Consider the following 17,801-nt stretch of genomic DNA (forward strand, 5'->3'; position numbering starts at 1 on the left):
GGCGACCTACGCAAACGCTGCAGCGATCACACCTCAAGGCGACCCCCGCAAACCTCGCGGCGATCACCCCAACTCGCCCCTCCCACGAAGAGAAAACTCAAACCCGCGCCGGCAACACCACCCCGGACGCCTCGCCAAACCCAATCTTCGGATACCCCGCCTTCACGCACTCCGCCCGCATGATGATCTGATCGCCATCCTGCAGGAACGTCCGCTTCTCGCCCCACGGCAGATCGAACGGCGTCTTGCCGCCATTGCTCAGCTCCAGCAACGATCCGGCTTCCGACGGTTGCGGCCCCGACAGCGTGCCCGTGCCCAGCATGTCGCCCGGTTGCAGGTTGCAGCCGTTGACCGTGTGGTGGGTGATCAACTGGGCCACGTTCCAGTAGGCATCGCGGAAATTGCTGCGCGACAACGTCACCGCGGGCTGCTTGGCCTCGCGCGATTGTTGCGTCGTCATCAGCACTTCCAGCTGCACGTCGTAGGCGCCCTTGGCGCGGTTCGCGTCGGAGGCCAGGTACGGCATCGGCTGCGGTTCGGACGGGCCGCGGTTCCATTGCGTGCGGAACGGCTCCAGCGCTTCCATCGTGACGATCCACGGCGAAATCGTCGATGCGAAATTCTTGGACAGGAAGGGGCCCAGCGGCTGGTATTCCCAGGCCTGGATGTCGCGCGCCGACCAGTCGTTCAGGATGCACAGGCCGAACACGTGGCCGTCGGCGTCTGCCAGGCCGATGCGTTCGCCTTGTTTGTTGCCGGTGCCCACGAAAATGCCCAGTTCCAGTTCGTAGTCCAGGCGCGCGCAAGGCCCGAATTGCGGCGTGTCGCCCTCATTGGCCGGACGCGTTTGGCCGACGGGGCGGGGGAACTTCTGGTCCACGCCAATGCTGGATGCGCGGCCGTGATAGCCGATCGGCACCCACTTGTAGTTCGGCAGCAAAGGATTGTCAGGACGGAACTGCTTGCCCACTGCCGTCGCGTGGTGCACCGAGATATAGAAGTCGGTGTAGTCGCCGATGCGGGCGGGCGTGGTGTATTCGGCGTCGGCCTGCGCCACCAGCAGCGGCTCGACTTCGGCGCGCAAGGCGGCGCCTTCGCGCAGGGCGCGCGACAGCGCCAGGCGCAGGGCGCTCCAGTGCGCTTGGCCTAACGCCATCAGCGCATTCAGGCTGTCGCCCGCGCAAGCGGCCAGCGCTTCGGCGGCCAGGCCTTCGAACGGCTGCTTGGCGGCCAATGCGGCCAGGTCCAGGATCTGGTCGCCGATCGCCACGCCTGGGCGGAACGACTCTTGCGTGCCCTTGCGGCGGAACGCGCCGTACGGCAGGTTCTGGACCGGAAAATCAGACGTGCCGGTGTTGGCGCTGGCGATCCAGCTCTTCAAGGAGGGATCGTGGGTTTCGTTGATCGTGGTGGTCATGGTTCGCGTGTCTCTTTAATGGTGTGGGGTGGCCGGCAGGTCTGGCGGGCAGCGGCGCCGGAAAATTCAAAAGCCAAACGGCGATGCGCTTGCGCGCATCGCCGTGGCTGGGGATCAGCGTCGTAGCGCCGTCACGCCTTCTTGGGATCGAAGTGCTTCACGATGCCCTGCCAGCACCGGTAATAGTCGCCCTGCAATTCTACCGAGGCCAAGGCCTGCCCGGTCGGGCGGATGACGCGGCGCGTTTCGAACATGAACGCCATCGTGTCGCGGATGTAATGGGCGGCGTGCGTGTCGGCGTGCGAGGCCTTCTCGAAGGTCTCGGCGTCGGGGCCGTGGCCGCTCATGCAGTTGTGCAGGCTGGCGCCGCCCGGGGCGAAGCCGTCGGCCTTGGCGTCGTACACACCCTGGATCAGGCCCATGAATTCGCTGGCGACGTTGCGGTGGAACCAGGGCGGACGGAACGTGTCTTCCATGGCCAGGATGCGCGGCGGAAAGATCGCGAAGTCCATGTTGGCCGTGCCCGGGGTGTCGGACGGCGCGGTCAGCACGGTGAAGATCGACGGGTCAGGATGGTCGAAGCTGATCGAGCCGATGGTGTTGAAGTGGCGCAGGTCGTACTTGTAGGGCGCGTGCGTGCCATGCCAGGCCACGACATCCAGCGGCGAATGGTCGATGGATGCGCGCCAGAATCCGCCCGTGAACTTGGCGATCAGTTCAAAGTCGCCTTCCACGTCTTCATACCAGGCGACCGGCGTCTGGAAGTCGCGCGCGTTCGCCAGGCAGTTCGACCCGATGGGGCCGAGTTCCGGCAAGCGCAGGGCGGCGCCGAAGTTCTCCAGCATGTAGCCGCGCGCGGCGCCGTCCAGGAGTTCGACGCGAAAGCGCACGCCGCGCGGGATCACGGCGATTTCCAGGGGTTCAAGGTCGATCAGGCCCAGCTCGGTGGCCAGGCGCAGGCGGCCTTGCTGGGGCACCAGCAGCAGTTCGCCGTCGGCGTTGTAGAAATAGCGGCCTTGCATCGACCGGTTGGCCGCGTACATGTGGATGGCTACGCCGCCCTGTTCGTCGGGGCCGCCGTTGCCGCCCCAGGTCTTCACGCCTTCCAGGAAGTCGGTAGGGGCGTCAGGGATGGGCATCGGGCTCCAGCGCAACTGGTTGGGCGTGACCGGGCCATGGCCGAAGGTGCTTTCCCAGCCTGCCGCACCGGCAAAGGGCTCGAACGGCTTGTGCTGCGCGCCCGGGCGGATGCGGTACAGCCATGAGCGGCGGTTTTCGCTACGCGGGGCGGTGAAGGCGGTGCCGGACAATTGCTCGGCATACAGGCCGTACGGGCATTGCTGCGGCGAATTGCGGCCTACGGGCAGGGCGCCGGGCAGCGCTTCGGTCGCGCAGTCGTTGCCGAAGCCGGTCTGATATTTCAGTTCCATGGAATCCTCCTGGGTGGCGGCGCGGTGCTTGGCCGCGCGGTCGGTATCTGGGGCGGGCCGGGAAAACCGGGCGCCGATTCCCCATTGTCGGAAAAAATGCCCGTTGCGGCTACGGGAATGCAAAAATACAGACTATAAATTTTGTGAATAGTAGGGGGCCGCATGGCGGAATTGCGCAACGTTGACCTGAACCTGTTGATCCTGTTCCAACACCTGCTGGAAGACCGCAATCTGTCGGCCGTGGCGCGGCGGATGGATCTGACGCAACCCGCGGTCAGCAACGCCCTGCGCCGCCTGCGCGAGGCCTTTGGCGACGAGCTGTTCGTGCGTACCGCGCAGGGCATGCTGCCCACCCCGCGCGCGCAGCGGCTGGCGGGTCCCGTCAGCGAAGCGCTGACGATGCTGACCCAGGCCTTGCAGGATCAGGACGTGTTCGACGCCGCCACCAGCAACCGCCGCTTCCGGGTGGCCATGACGGATGTGGGCGAAATCCACTTCATGCCGCGGCTGATGGAGGTTTGCGTGCAGGTGGCGCCGCAGGTGCGCATCGATTCGGTGCGCGTGCAAGGGCCGGACCTGCCGCGTGAAATGGAATCGGGCCGGGTGGACTTGGCCATCGGTGCGTTCGATGAAATGGGGGCGGGCACGCTGCAGCGCATGCTGTTCCGGCAGGGCTACGCGACCCTGTTCCGCCAGGCGCATCCCACGGCGCACGCGGGCATGGGCATCAAGGCGTTTCGCGCCGAGCGGCATCTGATCGTGTCGCGTGCCGCGCCTTACGGGCAGGTCAACCAGTCCATGGAGCGCGCGGGCGTGGAACTGGCTGAGCACTTCAGCGTGCCGCACTTCTCCGCCGTGCCCTACATCGTCAGCGCGACGGACTTGCTGGCGACCGTGCCTGAAAAGCTGGCCGCCAGCGCCGCGCCGCCGTTCGGCCTGCGCTTCATGACGCCGCCGGTGAAGGTGCCTGCGCTGCAGACGAACATGTACTGGCAGCGCCGGGTGGACCGAGATGGCGGCAACCAGTGGCTGCGCGCGCTGATCGTGAATACGTTCGCGGTCGGGTTGTAAGGAACGCATCGACCCAGCCGCGCGCAACGCATCCTACGACTGCACGACCGACGCGCGGGCCTGTTGCAGCGCTTCGCGCAACAGCGCCACGTCGCCCAGATGGTTGGCCAGCAGCAGGATCAGCGCCGCGTTCAGTTCCTGGCTTTGCTCATTCGTCAGGTCGCGGTGCGTTTCGATCAACGCTTCGTAGAAGTCGTCCGGCGAGCTCAGATTGGTTTCGGTAATCAGCATGATGGGTTGACCTCTGGATTCAGGCGTGGCCCGTGGCGCGGCGGACGGCGCGGGCGACGGCATCGGCGTCGAATGCGCGCCAGCGCGCGGCGACGTGCTGGTCAGGACGGATCAGGTAGGCGGTGCCGGGCTGCGCATCGTAGCGTTTGGCCAGGCAGCCTTCGGTGTCCGCCACGACCGGCAAGTCGGCGGGCAGGCCGGACACGTCGCATTGCGCGCCCGCGACGAGGACGGCCTTGACGGGCACCGGCGCCATGCGCAGGGCCTGCAGGGCCTGGAGCGTGTCGGCGCCGGGTTGCGCATCGCCACAGAACAGCGCCAGGACGAAGCCGCCGTCCAACTGCGCCATCCACCAGTCCTGCTCACCGCGGCACGTTACCGGCGCGTCCAGCGCGACCGCGCCGGGCAGCATGCGGCCCGTGAAGGTATCCGCGTCCGGCGTGTTCAGGGGCGACGCGCCGTAGGTGGCGGGCAGCGACAGGCGTCCGCTATTGACGAGCGAACGCGCGAACGGATGCGTCTTGGCCAGGTTCAGCACCGCGTTGCGGAAGCTGCGGCTGATGTCGCTTTTGGGCGTGATGAAATCGGTGGCGCGCGACGAATTCAGGATGTTCTCGTCGGCCGCGTATTCGCGCTCGGCGCTGTAGCTGTCGATCAGCGCTTCGGGCGCCAGGCCCGCCAGCACCAGCTTCAGCTTCCACGCCAGGTTCTCGGCATCCTGCACGCCGCTGTTGGCGCCTCTTGCGCCGAACGGCGACACGCGGTGCGCGGAGTCGCCGGCGAACACGACGCGGCCATGGCGGAACTTGTCCATGCGCTCGCAGGCAAAGGTATAGACGCTGACCCATTCCAGGTCGAACTGCGCGTCAGGGCCGAGCAGGGCGCGGATGCGCGGCAGCACGTTCTCGGGCTTGACGGCTTCGACGGGGTCGGCGTTCCAACCCAGTTGGAAGTCGATACGCCAGACGTTGTCGGGCTGGCGGTGCAACAGCACGGATTGATTGGGGTGGAAGGGCGGGTCGAACCAGAACCAGCGTTCGGTCGGGAAGTCCGCTTTCATCTTCACGTCGGCGATCAGGAAGCGGTCGCGGAAGATGCGGCCATGGCTTTCCTGGCCGATCAGCTTGCGCACCGGCGAACGGGCGCCATCGCAGGCCACCAGCCAATCGGCGTGCAGCGTGTAGGGGCCTTCGGGAGTGTCGATCGTCAGGTCAACGCCGTCGTCGGCCTGGACCACGCCAGCGACCTTGTTTTTCCAGCGCAGGTCGATGTTGGGTTCCTGGCGCGCCTGTTCATACAGATAGCCTTCGGCGTAGTACTGCTGAAGGTTGATGAAGGCGGGGCGGCGATGGCCGGGTTCGGGCAGCAGGTCGAATCGCCACACTTCCTGCTCGCGGAAGAAGACCTTGCCGACGTTCCACGACACGCCCTTGTCGATCATGCGCTGGCCGACGCCCAGGCGGTCCCAGATTTCCAGGGTGCGTTTGGAAAAGCAGATGGCGCGCGATCCGGTGGACAGGCGGTAGTCGTCGTCCAGCACCACGACGCGCACGCCCTGGCGGGCAAGGTCCAGCGCCGTGGTCAGGCCGACCGGACCGGCGCCCACGACCACGACCTGGTGCCGCGGCGCAGTGCCGGCGTTTTGGTCGGCGTGCTTTTCATAGGCGAACTCCATCGCCTGAAAGTCGATGTCTCCCACGGTTGTCTCCTGTGTGGGTCATTTTGTTTTTATGTCGCGGCCCCGCGCGCCGTCCTGCGACGCGCGATTCCGCTTCTTGCCAAGTTCGGTCAGGGCCGCTTCCGGTCAACGCCGGCTACCGCGGCCCGTCGGGATCAGCCTTCCAGCTGCGCCCACATTTCCAGGTCGCGCTTGTCGGTCCAGATGCGCGGATGCGTGTGGCCGGTGGCCTCGTCATAGGCGCGCGACACGTCGAACGGCATGCAGTGGTCGAAGATCACCCAGTCGCTGTAGCGCGGCTTCATGAAGTCATAGACTTCGCGATAGATCGTCTTGAGGTCGCGGCCTTCGGCCACGCCGCGGTTCACGGCGCCGTACAGGTCGGTCAGGAAGGCGCGGGTGCCGGCCAGGCCCTGGCGAACTTCGGTGGCGCTCTTCAAGGCCGGGCCGCGGCCAGGGACCATCTTTTCGGCTTCGAAGCTCGACAGCGCGTCCAGCGTGCTGGGCCAGTCGCGGAAGTAGGCGTCGCCGCAGTACGGGGTGGACTGGTATTCGACCAGGTCGCCGGCGAACAGGATCTTCTGCTCGGGCAGCCAGGCGATGGTGTCGCCCTTGGTGTGGCCACGGCCGACTTGCAGCAGCTTGACTTCCAGGTTGCCCAGATTGACGGTCATTTCGCCCTTGAACGTCATCGTCGGCCAGACCAGGCCCGGCGGAATCGATTCGGCGTTGCGGAACAGGCGGGGGAAGCGGCCGATCTCGCTGGCCTTGTCCTGTTCGCCGCGTTCGACGATCAGGTCGTAGGTGTCGCGGCTGGCCAGGATTTCCTGGGCGTTGTAGGCGGAGGCGCCGAACACGCGCACGGCATGGTAGTGCGACAGCAGGATGTACTTGATCGGCTTGTCGGTGACTTCGCGGATGCGGCGGATCACGTCCTGGGCCATGACCGGGGTGGCCTGGGTGTCGATCACCATGACGGCCTCGTCGCCGATGATCACGCCCGTGTTGGGGTCGCCTTCGGCCGTGTAGGCATAGGCGTTGTCGGACAGTTTTTCGAACGAGACGACCTTGTCGTCCAGGTCGGCGTGCGAGGCGAATTGCTTGCTCATGGAGGCTCCTTCCACTGTTCTAGGAATAGGTGTGTGAAAGGAATATAGCTTGGCGTTAGTTTTCGTGCAATACGTTCGCTATAAACAAATGGCCTTGTTTTTACAGGGATTTCCCGGGGGTTTTCAGCGTGCCGGCGCTAGTTTCTTTGGCATTTCGGGCAGTAATAAGTAGCCCGCTGACCCTGGACGAAGCGCCGGATCGGCGTTGCGCAGACCCGGCACGGCAGACCCTCGCGCTCGTAGACCGCCGCATGGATCTCGAAATAGGCCCCGGGTTCGCCCGTGGCGCCGACGTAATCTCGCAGGGTGCTCCCCCCCGAGGTCAGGGCATCGGCCAGCGTGGCCCGGACCATGTCCGCCAGGCGGTCGCAGCGGGCCGGCGACAGCTTGTTGGCCGGAGTCTTGGGATTGATGCGCGCCCGGAACAGACATTCCGATGCGTAGATATTGCCCACCCCCACCACGGCCAGCCCGGCCAGCAGCACTTGCTTGACCGCGGCGCTGTGGTTCTTGAAGTGCCGGTGCAGCCAGGCCCCGTCAAAGCGCGGGTCGAAGGGTTCGATGCCCAGTTTGGCCAGCAGCGGGTGGGTGTCGATGGGGCCATCGGCGTCCGGGTGCCACAGCACCGCGCCAAAGCGCCGGGGGTCATGCAGGCGCAGGACCGCTTCGTCGAATATCCATTCGACGTGGTCATGCTTGCGCAGGAATTCACCGGGGGCCACGCTGCGCAGCGAGCCGGACATGCCCAGATGCACGATCTGGGTGCCATGCTCGAACCGCAGCAGCAGATATTTGCCCCGGCGGGCGCACTCCAGGACGGCGCGGCCGCCGATCAGGGCAGGCAGGTCCGGCGGAATCGGCCAGCGCATGCGGCCTTCATGGACGACCAGGCGCTTGAGCGTCCGGCCAGTGATGACGGCGTCGATTCCCCGACGCGTGGTTTCAACTTCAGGCAGTTCCGGCATGAGCCAGTGTAAGATCATCAATTGCGTGTACGAAGATTGTGCCATCAACCGGACGGGCCGCGTGAAGTCGTCTTTCAAACAAATGAATATCGGGATCGCCACGCTTGCGCTTGCGCTGGCAACAGGTTTTGCGCTGCCGGCCCAGGCGGCCGACAGCCGGACGCGTGACGCGACCGGGCCCCGCATGGCGCCCCAGAACCGCCAGCCCGAAACCGAGGTGATCCGCCTGCGTCCGGGCCAATTGCCCTACGTATCGCTCACCGCCGACATCTTCTACCGCGTCCTCGCGTCGGAGATCGCCGCCCAGCGCGGCATGTACGGCACGGCTGCCACCACCATGATCGGCCTGGCCCGGGACACGGGCGATCCCCGCCTGGCCCGCCGCGGCCTGGAATTCCAGCTGGCCGGGGGCAATCTGCCCGGCGCGCTGGAAGCGGCCCGGGTGTGGGCGCGCCTGTCGCCCAACGACGTCGAGGCCAGCTCTACCGAGCTGGCGCTGGCCGCCGCCAACGGGCAGACCAAGGGGCTGGCCCAAGCCCTGCGCAACCGCATCGACGCCTCGCGCGACAAGCCGGCCGCCATCGGCCAGGCTTTGGCCGTGCTGAGCCGCCTGAATGACCGCCGCCTGGCCCTGCGCATCCTGGACGAATCCCTCAGCGACAGCGTGCGCAAGCTGCCGGCCGCCCATCTGGCGCTGGCCGATGTGGCTTCCGCCTCGGGCGACTACGAGCGCGCGGCGCAGGAATCCCGCGCCGCGCTGGCTGCGGATCCCAAGTCCGAAGCCGCTGCCCAGCGCGTGCTGGAATACGGCTCGAAGGTGGATCCGCAACGCGCCCAGACCGAAGCCCGCGCCTATATCAACCGCAATCCCGGCGCCCGCAAGGTCCGCCTGATGCTGGCCGGCCAACTGGCCGACAGCGGCGACTACAACGGGGCGCTGGCTGAATTGCAGGCCATGTCGCGCCGTTCGCCGGAAGACTTCGACTTGCTCTTCATGCAGGCCCAACTGGCCTACAAGGCGGGCCAGCTGCCGCAAGCCAAGACTCTGCTTCAGCAATACCTGGACGTGCAACAGCAGCGCCAACGGGCGACCGTACCCGGCGCCACGGACGCAGGCGCCGCTGCGGCGGATGCCCACGTGCTGCTGTCGCGCATCGCCGAAGACCAGGGCCAGTACGACGAAGCCATCAAGGAACTGGGCCGCATCGACGACCCGACGCTGCGCTATTCCGTCGCCATGCGCCAGGCTGCCCTGCGCGCCAAGAGCGGCCGGGTGGACGATGCGCTGGCCATGATCGACGCCGCCGGTCCGCAAGACGACGAAGAGCGCACGCTGGGCGTGCTGACCAAGGCGCAGATCCTGCGCGACGCCGACCGCATCCAGCAAGCCGTGAGCACGCTGGAAGCGGCCGACCAGGCGCTGCCGGACACGGTCGAAATCAAGTACGAACTGGCCATGCTGTATGAGCGCCAGAACCGCCTGGCCGACCTGGAGCGCATGCTGCGCCAGGTCATCGCGCTGGATCCGGACCACGCCCACGCCTACAACGCGCTGGGCTACACGCTGGCGGACCACAATCAGCGCCTGCCCGAAGCGCTCGACCTGATCACCCAGGCCCTCGAGCTGTCGCCGAACGATCCGTTCATCCTGGATAGCATGGGCTGGGTGAAGTTCCGCATGGGTGAATCCGAGTCCGCCGCGGAATATCTGCGCCGCGCCTATAGCGTGCGCCCGGAAGCCGACATCGCCGCCCACCTGGCCGAAGTGCTGTGGTCCCAGGGCAAGCGCGACCAGGCGACGGAACTGCTGCGCGCCGCGCTGATGAAAGATCCCAAGAACAAGACCGTCCAGGACGTCGTCAAGCGTCTGGGAGTGGGCCTGTGACGGTTGGAGTGCAACGCTTGCCTGATGTGGCGGCCTGGTTGCGCTGGGTGCTGCTGGCGGTGTTGGCATTGACGCTGGCCGCCTGCACCACCACGCCGAAACCCATCGAAGGCGCCAGCCCCGATGCGTTTTCGCGCATCGGCCGCTTCGCCATCACCGTGAACGAAGAAAGCGGCAAGCAGAACGCCGTGCAAGGCGGTTTCTCGTGGTCGGATGACGGCCGGCGCTACGTGCTGGACCTGACCAATCCCTTGGGCTCGACCGAGGCCCGCGTGGAAGGCCAGCCCGGCGCCGCCAGCCTGACCAAGGCCGACGGCACGCGTCTTGTCGCGGACAACCCCGACGCCCTGGCCGAAGACGCGCTGGGCAGCAGCGTGCCGGTATCCGGTTTACGCGACTGGCTGCGCGGAAAACTGCCGGCGCAACCCGAAGCCTCCGACGTGTCTCGTGATGAATTAGGCCGCCCGGCCTCCTTCGAGCAAGGCGGTTGGCGTGCAAAGCTGTCGCGTTACGACACGCTGGGGCCGCAGTTGCTGGTCCTTGAGCGCCTGGAGCCCGGCCGCCGCGTCACGGTGCGTCTGGTCGTCAACCAGCCTTGAGTCCGACGGGGCCGTTCGCGCTCCGTCGCCTTCCTCTTTGAACAGGCATGGCTGCTTCCCGTGGCCGGGCCTAACACGCCCGGCATTTCGCAATCGGCCAAATAAACGCGGCAAAGACGGTTGTGTTACGGCTTGAAATAGTCAGGCCGGACTGAATAATTCTCCTCATGCCCGCGCGGGGCCACCCCTCGCGCGGACCGCAAGTGCGGCGGCGGCCAACCTGTCGCCGCCTTTTTTGGAGAATGCCCTATGTTCAGGAACACGCGCATCGCGACGGTGCTGTTAGGAATCATCGCGATCTTTTTCACGTTTCAGCTGCTGGTGGGGGGCATGGGTTTTGTCGCATTGCGCCAGACCAACCAGGACGTCGGCCAGCTCTATCGCCTTTCCTCGCAACAGGTCAACGCGGTGAACACCGCCGCCTTGTCGCTGGTGGCGGCCCGCACCGACTTGAGCCGCTATGCCACGCGCGTCGCGCAAGGCAACACCAGCGACACGACGGCGCTGCGCCTGGCGCGCCAGCGCATCGCTTCGGGCGACCGTGCCTTCCAGGGCTTTTCCAGTGGCTTGTCGGCCGCAGAAAAGACCGCGTCCGCCGATCTGATCCAGGCCTACACCAACCTCAGCGCCAATCTGCAAAGCGTGGGCCGCGTGCTGGAAGCGGGCGACATGGAAAGCTATTTCAAGCAGGGCACGCAACAGGCGCAAGAACTGCTGGTCAGCGAGCGCGACGCCTTCATGGTCCGGGCCGAAGAGGCCGGGCAGGGCGCCATGGCGGAGATTTCCTTCTTCCATACCTTGTTCTCCTCCCTGTTGGCCGGCATTCTGGCGCTGGGCTTGTTGATGGCCGTGGGCGCCCATGTGCTGATCCGCCGCATGATCGTGCGGCCGTTGCTGGAAGCCGGCGAGATCTTCCGCCGCATCGCCGAAGGCGACCTGACCCGCCGTGTGGCCGACCGTGGCAAGAACGAAATCGGCGCGCTGCTGGCCGCTTTGAAGGGCATGCAGGACAGCCTGGTGCGCACGGTGTCCGCCGTGCGCCGGGGCGTGGACGAGATCAATGTGGGGGCACGCGAAATTTCCGCGGGCAACACCGACCTGTCCAGCCGCACGGAAGAGCAGGCTGCGTCCCTGGAAGAGACGGCGGCGAGCATGGAAGAGCTGGCGTCCACCGTGAAGCAGAACGCCGACACCGCGCGTGAAGCCAACCACATGGTGGCGACGTCCGCCGCCGTGGCGCAGCGCGGCGGAGACGCCGTGGCCAGCGTGGTCGAGACCATGCGCGCCATCTCCGGCAGTTCGTCCCGCATCGCCGACATCGTCGGCGTGATCGACGGCATCGCGTTCCAGACCAACATCCTGGCGCTGAATGCGGCGGTGGAGGCCGCGCGCGCCGGCGAACAGGGCAAGGGCTTCGCGGTCGTGGCCAGCGAGGTGCGCACGCTCGCGCAGCGCAGCGCGGCCGCCGCCAAGGAAATCAAGCAACTGATCGAGGACTCCGCGCAGACGGTCGGCAAGGGATCCGAGCAGGTGGAAAGCGCCGGCGCCACCATGCGGGAAATCGTGGACTCCGTGCAACGCGTGACCCGTCTGATGGGCGAAATCTCCGCGGCTTCCGAAGAGCAGGCGAGCGGCATCGACCAGGTCAACCGCGCGGTGTCACAGATGGACAGCGTGACGCAGCAGAACGCGGCGTTGGTGGAAGAGGCGGCCGCCGCTGCCGGTGCGCTGGAAGAACAGGCTCGCCAATTGGCGGGCGCCGTGTCCGTCTTCAAGCTGCCGGACGGGCAGGTGATCGACGCGCCCGCGGGGCGCCTGGCTGGCGCGGGTGCGCCGCAACTGGCCTGAGGGCAGGCGCGGCGGCCGGTGCGTGGCTAGAATGTGGACATGTCCCGCACCGGTTGTCTTCTGTGACTCTGTACGACGTTCCTGCTCCCGCCAAATTGAACCTGTTCCTGCATGTGGTGGGCCGTCGCCCTGACGGCTATCACCTGCTGCAGACGGTCTTCCGCTTCATCGACTTGTGCGACACGCTGCATTTCGAGGTGCGCGCGGATGGCGTCATCAGTCGGGCCTCCGATCTGCCCGGCGTCTCTGAAGCCGACGACCTGACCTTGCGCGCGGCCCATGCCCTGCAACGCGCCACGGGCACGCGCCAGGGGGCGCAGATCGCGTTGGAAAAGCGCATTCCGCAGGGCGGTGGCCTGGGCGGGGGCTCCAGCGACGCGGCGACCGTGCTGATCGCGCTGAACAAGTTGTGGGGGACGGGGCTGACGCGCCGCGAGCTCATGGCGCTGGCCTTGCCGCTGGGCGCGGATGTGCCGGTATTCGTTTTCGGGCAATCGGCATTCGCCGAAGGCGTGGGCGAAGACCTCACCGCCGTGGCGCTGCCTGAACGCGCGTATCTGGTGGCGCAACCGGATACCAGCGTGCCGACTGTTGGAATATTTTCGGCACCCGATTTGACAAGGGATTCTTCTTACATCACAATAGCGGACTTTCTTGCTTCGCCAACTTTTTCCTTCGGGAAAAATGATTTGGAGCCGGTGGTTCACCGTCTTTATCCTGAGGTTCTCAGGGCAACGCGGTGGCTTAGCGAACAGGGCATCCCAGTTCGCATGTCGGGATCAGGCGCATGTTTATTCGCCGAGTTTTCCGAACTGTCCGAAGCCGTTTTGGCAAAAGCAGAAATATCCGCTATAATGCGCGGCGCTGTTGAAACAAACAACGCAACGCATCCAGGGTTTCGGTTAGTTCAGGCTTGTGCCGGTTTAACTGAACATCCACTGCGGAATTGGATTGCAAGATAGTTGGGGAGTCGCCAAGCTGGTTAAGGCACCGGATTTTGATTCCGGCATGCGAAGGTTCGAATCCTTCCTCCCCAGCCAACCGAATACATAAAAAAGCTGTTGAACACGCCTGTAAGACACTGGCCCGGGTTCAGCAGCTTTTTTATTTTCCGGGTTCGCTGGTGTTTCGTATCTCACCGTATTACCCCCGCATCACCTCGTTAGTGTCTTACAACGACCATCGCATCATCCATCATGGCAAACGATAGCTTCATGATCTTCACGGGAACGGCCAATACTCGGCTGGCCGTGGACGTAGTCAACCACCTCGATATGTCCCTGGGCAAGATGACCGTCGGTCGCTTCTCGGACGGTGAGGTGATGGTCGAAATCAACGAGAACGTGCGCGGCAAGGACGTCTTCGTCCTGCAGCCCACCTGTGCCCCTACCAATGACAACCTGATGGAAATCATGGTCATGGTCGATGCATTGCGCCGCGCTTCCGCTGGCCGCATCACCGCCGCGATTCCCTATTTCGGCTATGCCCGCCAAGACCGCCGCCCGCGTTCGGCGCGCGTTGCGATCTCGGCCAAGGTCGTGGCCAACATGCTGCAAGTGGCTGGCGTCGACCGCGTCCTGACGATGGACCTGCACGCCGACCAGATCCAGGGCTTTTTCGATATCCCCGTGGACAACATCTACGCCGGTCCGATCTTGCTGGGCGACATCTGGCGCCGCAATTTCTCGAACCTGGTCGTGGTGTCTCCGGACATCGGCGGCGTGGTCCGTGCCCGCGCCCTGGCCAAGCAACTGGAAGCCGATCTGGCCATCATCGACAAGCGCCGTCCGCGCGCCAACGTGTCGGAAGTGATGAACATCATCGGTGAGGTCGACGGCCGCACCTGCATCATCATGGACGACATGGTCGACACCGCCGGCACGCTGTGCAAGGCGGCCCAGGCCCTGAAAGACCGCGGCGCCGGCGCCGTTTACGCCTATTGCACGCACCCCGTGCTGTCGGGCGGCGCCATCGACCGCATTGAAGCGTCGGAACTGGACGAACTGGTCGTCACCGACACCATCCCGCTCTCCGAGCAAGGCCAGGCCAGCGGCAAGATCCGCCAGCTGTCGTGCGCCGCGCTGCTGGGCGAGACCATCCTGCGTATCTCGAACGCGGAATCGGTCAGCTCGCTGTTCGTCGACTGACGCGCAGGCGTCAGCCGGGCGGCAGCCCACCACCGTTTTTGCACCTTGCTGGTCGCGGCAAGGCGCAATCAACACGGCGCGCATGTTGCGCGCCGTGCCGCTAACTGGTGAAGCCTCTTCACCTTATTTTGTTTTTGGAGTTTTCCATGAAATTTATCGCCACTGCGCGTAGCGTCCAGGGTTCGAGTGCGAGCCGCCGCCTGCGCCGCGCGGGCCGCGTTCCCGCCATTGTCTATGGTGGTACGGCTGCCCCCCTGAACATCGAACTCGACCACAACGAGATCTACCACGCCCTGCGTAAGGAAGAATTCCACGCATCGATCCTGCAAATGCAGCTCGAAGGCGCCAAGGAAGAGCAAGTTCTGCTGCGTTCGGTTCAATGGCACGCCTACAAGCCGCAAGTCCTGCACGTGGACTTCCAGCGCGTCGACGCCAACCAAGCCCTGCGTACCAAGGTGCCGCTGCACTTCGTGAACGCTGAAATCTCGCCGGCCGTGAAGCTGTCGGGCGCCATCATCAGCCACGTGACGACCGAACTGGAAATCACCTGCCTGCCGAAGGCTCTGCCCCAGTTCATCGAAGTCGACCTGACCAACATCCTGGCTGGCGCTTCGATCCACCTGGCCGACATCAAGCTGCCCATGGGCGTGACGTACGTCCCCCACGGCGGTGAAGACAACCCGCTGCTGGCTGCTGCCATCGTCAAGGGCGGCGCTGCCGCCGACGACGCCGAAGCCGCCGCTCCGGCCGCCTAAGTCTTGCCGGAAGGCCTTCGGGCTTTCCTGCGGCTTATGCCCGAAACCCTGCGTGTGCATTTGCATGCGCAGGGTTTTTTGGTTTAAACACCCTCATCATGTCTATTCCCATACGCCTCATCGTGGGATTGGGTAATCCCGGTCCCGACTACGAAACTACCCGGCACAACGCCGGCTTCTGGCTGGCCGACCACCTGGCGGACGACCTGCGCACTTCTTTTGCGCTGGAGAAGTCTTTTTTCGGCATGGTGGCCAAGTCGCGCCTGGGCGCGGACAACGTGCTGCTGCTCAAGCCCATCACCTATATGAACAAATCCGGCCAGGCGGTCGGCGCGCTGGCCCGCTTCTACAAGCTGGAGCCCGAGCAGGTGCTGGTGCTGCATGACGAACTGGACCTGCTGCCGGGTCAGGTGAAGCTCAAGCAGGGCGGCGGCCATGCCGGCCACAACGGCCTGAAGGACATCCAGGCCGTGCTGGGCAGCCCCAACTTCTGGCGCCTGCGCATCGGCATCGGCCATCCGCGCACCCTGAATCTGGCCCAGCAGGTGGCGGACTTCGTGCTGCACCCGCCGCGCCGCGAAGAACAGAAAGAAATCGAAGCCGTCATCGACCGCTGCCGCGCTGTCGTGCCGGCGATGCTGGCTGGCGATTTCGCGCTGGCCACCCGCCAGCTGCATAGCGGCAACGTCGCCTGATGTCCGTCAGCCCGCAGTCCCCCTCCGGCAAGATGCGCTTTCGCGACGAGGTCGTGGATTTCTGGCGGTACATCCGCCATCCGCACTCCGTCGCGCGCTTGCCGGGGCGCTCCGCGGGCGGCAGCCTGGCGGCCGATTGGTGGCCGGGTATCGGCCCCGGGCGCCTGCTGGCGTGGGCCGGGCTGCTGTGGGCGTTGAACCTGTTCGCGCTGGGACCGGTGGCCGTGATGGCGGCCGGCATGGGCGGGGCGACGCACCGGATCGATCCCACCAACCTGCCGTGGCTGACCGCCGTGCTGTGGGCGCCTCTGGTCGAGGAAATGCTCTTTCGCTACGGCTTGCGCCGTCCCCGGCAGGTGCTGTGGCTGGTGCCGGCCCTGATGCCTGTCGTGCTGTATGGCCCCAAGCTGTGGACGGGCCTCTTGCTGGCGGCGTTCGTGATCCTGGCATGCTGGGGAACGCGCCAGCGCGCAGAACCCCTGAAGGGCTGGGACACGGCCTGGCGGCGCTATTACCTGAAGCACTTCGGCCTGGTGTTCCATCTGGTGGCGCTGACCTTTGCCGCCGTGCACCTGACGAACTTCGTCTACAGCAAGACGCCGTACTGGCTGATGCCGCTGCTGGTGCTGCCGCAGTGGCTGACCGGCCTGGTGCTGGGCTGGATGCGCGTGCGGCGCGGCATCGGCGCGGCCATCCTGCTGCATGCGACTTTCAACGCCGGCCCCATTTTGATGATCTGGGCCGTCATGCGCTGGGCGCCGTCCGCCGCCAGTTAGCGGGGCCGCATCCCCTGCGCCGCGGCAAGTGCCCCAGCCCCCGGCCGGGGTAAACTAGAACGTTAACGATCAATACCGTACTTACACAGGATTCCCATGGCTCTGCAATGCGGCATCGTCGGCCTGCCCAACGTTGGCAAATCGACACTCTTCAATGCTCTGACCCGCGCCGGCATCGCCGCCGAGAACTACCCGTTCTGCACCATCGAACCCAACGTCGGTGTGGTCGAGGTGCCGGATCCGCGTCTGCAGAAGCTGGCTGAAATCGTCAAGCCCGAACGCATCCTGTCGGCCACTGTCGAGTTCGTCGACATCGCGGGCCTGGTGGCCGGCGCGAGCAAGGGCGAAGGCCTGGGCAACCAGTTCCTGTCGCACATCCGTGAAACCGACGCCATCGTCAACGTCGTGCGCTGCTTCGAAGATCCGAACGTGATCCACGTGGCCGGCAAGGTCGACCCGATCGCCGACATCGAAGTCATCGAGACCGAACTCGCGCTGGCCGACATGCAGACCGCCGAAAAGGCCCTGCAGCGTCATCAGAAGACCGCGCGTTCCGGCGACAAGGAATCGCAGCGCATCGTGGCCGTGCTGGAAAAGTGCATTGCCCAGCTGAACGAAGCCAAGCCGATCCGCGCGCTGGACCTGACGACCGAAGAAAAGGCCGACATCGCCCAGCTGTGCTTCATCACCGCCAAGCGCGCGATGTACGTGGGCAACGTGGCCGATGACGGCTTCACGAACAACCCGCTGCTGGACCGCCTGACCGAATTCGCCGCCGCGCGCAACGCGCCGGTCGTGGCCATCTGCGCCGCCATCGAATCCGAAATCGTGGACCTGGACGACGCCGACCGCCAAGCCTTCCTGTCCGACATGGGCATGGAAGAGCCGGGCCTGAACCGCCTGATCCGCGCCGCCTTCAAGCTGCTGGGCCTGCAGACCTATTTCACCGCCGGCGTGAAGGAAGTGCGCGCCTGGACGGTGGCCATCGGCGCCACCGCGCCGCAAGCCGCAGGCGTCATCCACACCGACTTCGAGCGTGGCTTCATCCGCGCGCAGACGATCGCGTACGAAGATTTCATCACGTACAAGGGCGAGCAGGGCGCCAAGGAAGCGGGCAAGATGCGCGCCGAAGGCAAGGAATACATCGTGCAGGACGGCGATGTGATGAACTTCCTGTTCAACGTCTGATCGATGA

At 65.4% G+C, this 17,801-nt stretch carries 16 protein-coding genes and 1 tRNA gene; 11 read left to right on the forward strand and 6 right to left on the reverse strand.

From position 1 onward, the window contains the following. Positions 1-97 precede the first annotated feature (97 nt). Both fahA and hmgA read right to left on the reverse strand, forming a co-directional pair. A complete protein-coding gene (gene fahA / locus ACO6D5_RS26495) occupies positions 98-1,417 on the reverse strand; it encodes a fumarylacetoacetase (RefSeq protein WP_485827030.1) in 1,320 nt (439 codons plus the stop codon). A gap of 131 nt (positions 1,418-1,548) precedes the next feature. Further along, complete coding sequence (hmgA, locus tag ACO6D5_RS26500) at positions 1,549-2,847, reverse strand: homogentisate 1,2-dioxygenase (RefSeq protein ID WP_485827031.1); 1,299 nt, start codon at positions 2,845-2,847, stop codon at positions 1,549-1,551. Positions 2,848-3,009: 162 nt separating this feature from the next. Here hmgA and ACO6D5_RS26505 point away from each other — a divergent pair, with 162 nt between their 5' ends. Then, positions 3,010-3,918, forward strand: a complete 909-nt coding sequence (locus tag ACO6D5_RS26505; protein ID WP_485827032.1) for a LysR family transcriptional regulator — start codon at positions 3,010-3,012, stop codon at positions 3,916-3,918. A 33-nt stretch (positions 3,919-3,951) separates the two neighbouring features. On the opposite strand, the gene ACO6D5_RS26510 is transcribed toward ACO6D5_RS26505, so the two are convergent. The 4 genes from ACO6D5_RS26510 to mutM form a co-directional block, all read right to left on the reverse strand. After that, positions 3,952-4,149, reverse strand: coding sequence for a DUF2783 domain-containing protein (locus ACO6D5_RS26510; protein ID WP_315845538.1), 198 nt, complete (start codon positions 4,147-4,149; stop codon positions 3,952-3,954). Between the two features lie 19 nt (positions 4,150-4,168). Next, a complete protein-coding gene (locus ACO6D5_RS26515; protein WP_485827033.1) occupies positions 4,169-5,848 on the reverse strand; it encodes an FAD-dependent oxidoreductase in 1,680 nt (559 codons plus the stop codon). 134 nt (positions 5,849-5,982) lie between these two features. Beyond that, positions 5,983-6,936, reverse strand: coding sequence for an MBL fold metallo-hydrolase (locus ACO6D5_RS26520; protein ID WP_315845536.1), 954 nt, complete (start codon positions 6,934-6,936; stop codon positions 5,983-5,985). 137 nt (positions 6,937-7,073) lie between these two features. After that, positions 7,074-7,901, reverse strand: coding sequence for a bifunctional DNA-formamidopyrimidine glycosylase/DNA-(apurinic or apyrimidinic site) lyase (mutM, locus tag ACO6D5_RS26525; protein WP_485827034.1), 828 nt, complete (start codon positions 7,899-7,901; stop codon positions 7,074-7,076). On the opposite strand from mutM, the gene ACO6D5_RS26530 reads away from it, so the two are divergent. The 10 genes from ACO6D5_RS26530 to ychF all read left to right on the forward strand — a co-directional run bounded on the left by ACO6D5_RS26530 (position 7,900) and on the right by ychF (position 17,794). Then, complete coding sequence (locus ACO6D5_RS26530; RefSeq protein ID WP_315845534.1) at positions 7,900-9,786, forward strand: tetratricopeptide repeat protein; 1,887 nt, start codon at positions 7,900-7,902, stop codon at positions 9,784-9,786. The genes mutM and ACO6D5_RS26530 overlap by 2 nt on opposite strands. Further along, positions 9,783-10,385 (forward strand): lipoprotein insertase outer membrane protein LolB, encoded by a 603-nt coding sequence (gene lolB / locus ACO6D5_RS26535; protein WP_485827035.1) that lies wholly within the window; start codon positions 9,783-9,785, stop codon positions 10,383-10,385. Before ACO6D5_RS26530 ends, lolB begins: the two co-directional genes overlap by 4 nt. Positions 10,386-10,634: 249 nt before the next feature. Continuing rightward, on the forward strand, positions 10,635-12,233 hold the full coding sequence (locus tag ACO6D5_RS26540) for a methyl-accepting chemotaxis protein (RefSeq protein WP_485827036.1): 1,599 nt from the start codon (positions 10,635-10,637) through the stop codon (positions 12,231-12,233). A gap of 62 nt (positions 12,234-12,295) precedes the next feature. Next, positions 12,296-13,195, forward strand: a complete 900-nt coding sequence (ispE, locus tag ACO6D5_RS26545) for a 4-(cytidine 5'-diphospho)-2-C-methyl-D-erythritol kinase (RefSeq protein WP_315845532.1) — start codon at positions 12,296-12,298, stop codon at positions 13,193-13,195. Position 13,196: 1 nt separating this feature from the next. Further along, a tRNA-Gln gene (locus ACO6D5_RS26550) sits at positions 13,197-13,273 on the forward strand. 156 nt (positions 13,274-13,429) lie between these two features. Beyond that, positions 13,430-14,380, forward strand: a complete 951-nt coding sequence (locus ACO6D5_RS26555) for a ribose-phosphate pyrophosphokinase (RefSeq protein ID WP_006227587.1) — start codon at positions 13,430-13,432, stop codon at positions 14,378-14,380. A gap of 146 nt (positions 14,381-14,526) precedes the next feature. Further along, complete coding sequence (locus ACO6D5_RS26560) at positions 14,527-15,135, forward strand: 50S ribosomal protein L25/general stress protein Ctc (protein WP_006227588.1); 609 nt, start codon at positions 14,527-14,529, stop codon at positions 15,133-15,135. Positions 15,136-15,233: 98 nt separating this feature from the next. Continuing rightward, a complete protein-coding gene (gene pth / locus ACO6D5_RS26565; RefSeq protein ID WP_006227589.1) occupies positions 15,234-15,830 on the forward strand; it encodes an aminoacyl-tRNA hydrolase in 597 nt (198 codons plus the stop codon). Next, positions 15,830-16,606, forward strand: a complete 777-nt coding sequence (locus ACO6D5_RS26570; RefSeq protein WP_315845531.1) for a CPBP family glutamic-type intramembrane protease — start codon at positions 15,830-15,832, stop codon at positions 16,604-16,606. Before pth ends, ACO6D5_RS26570 begins: the two co-directional genes overlap by 1 nt. A gap of 96 nt (positions 16,607-16,702) precedes the next feature. Then, positions 16,703-17,794: a redox-regulated ATPase YchF gene (gene ychF, locus ACO6D5_RS26575; RefSeq protein ID WP_006227591.1), complete on the forward strand. Its 1,092-nt coding sequence runs from the start codon at positions 16,703-16,705 to the stop codon at positions 17,792-17,794. Positions 17,795-17,801: the final 7 nt, after the last annotated feature.

The organism is Achromobacter sp. (assembly GCF_057314935.1).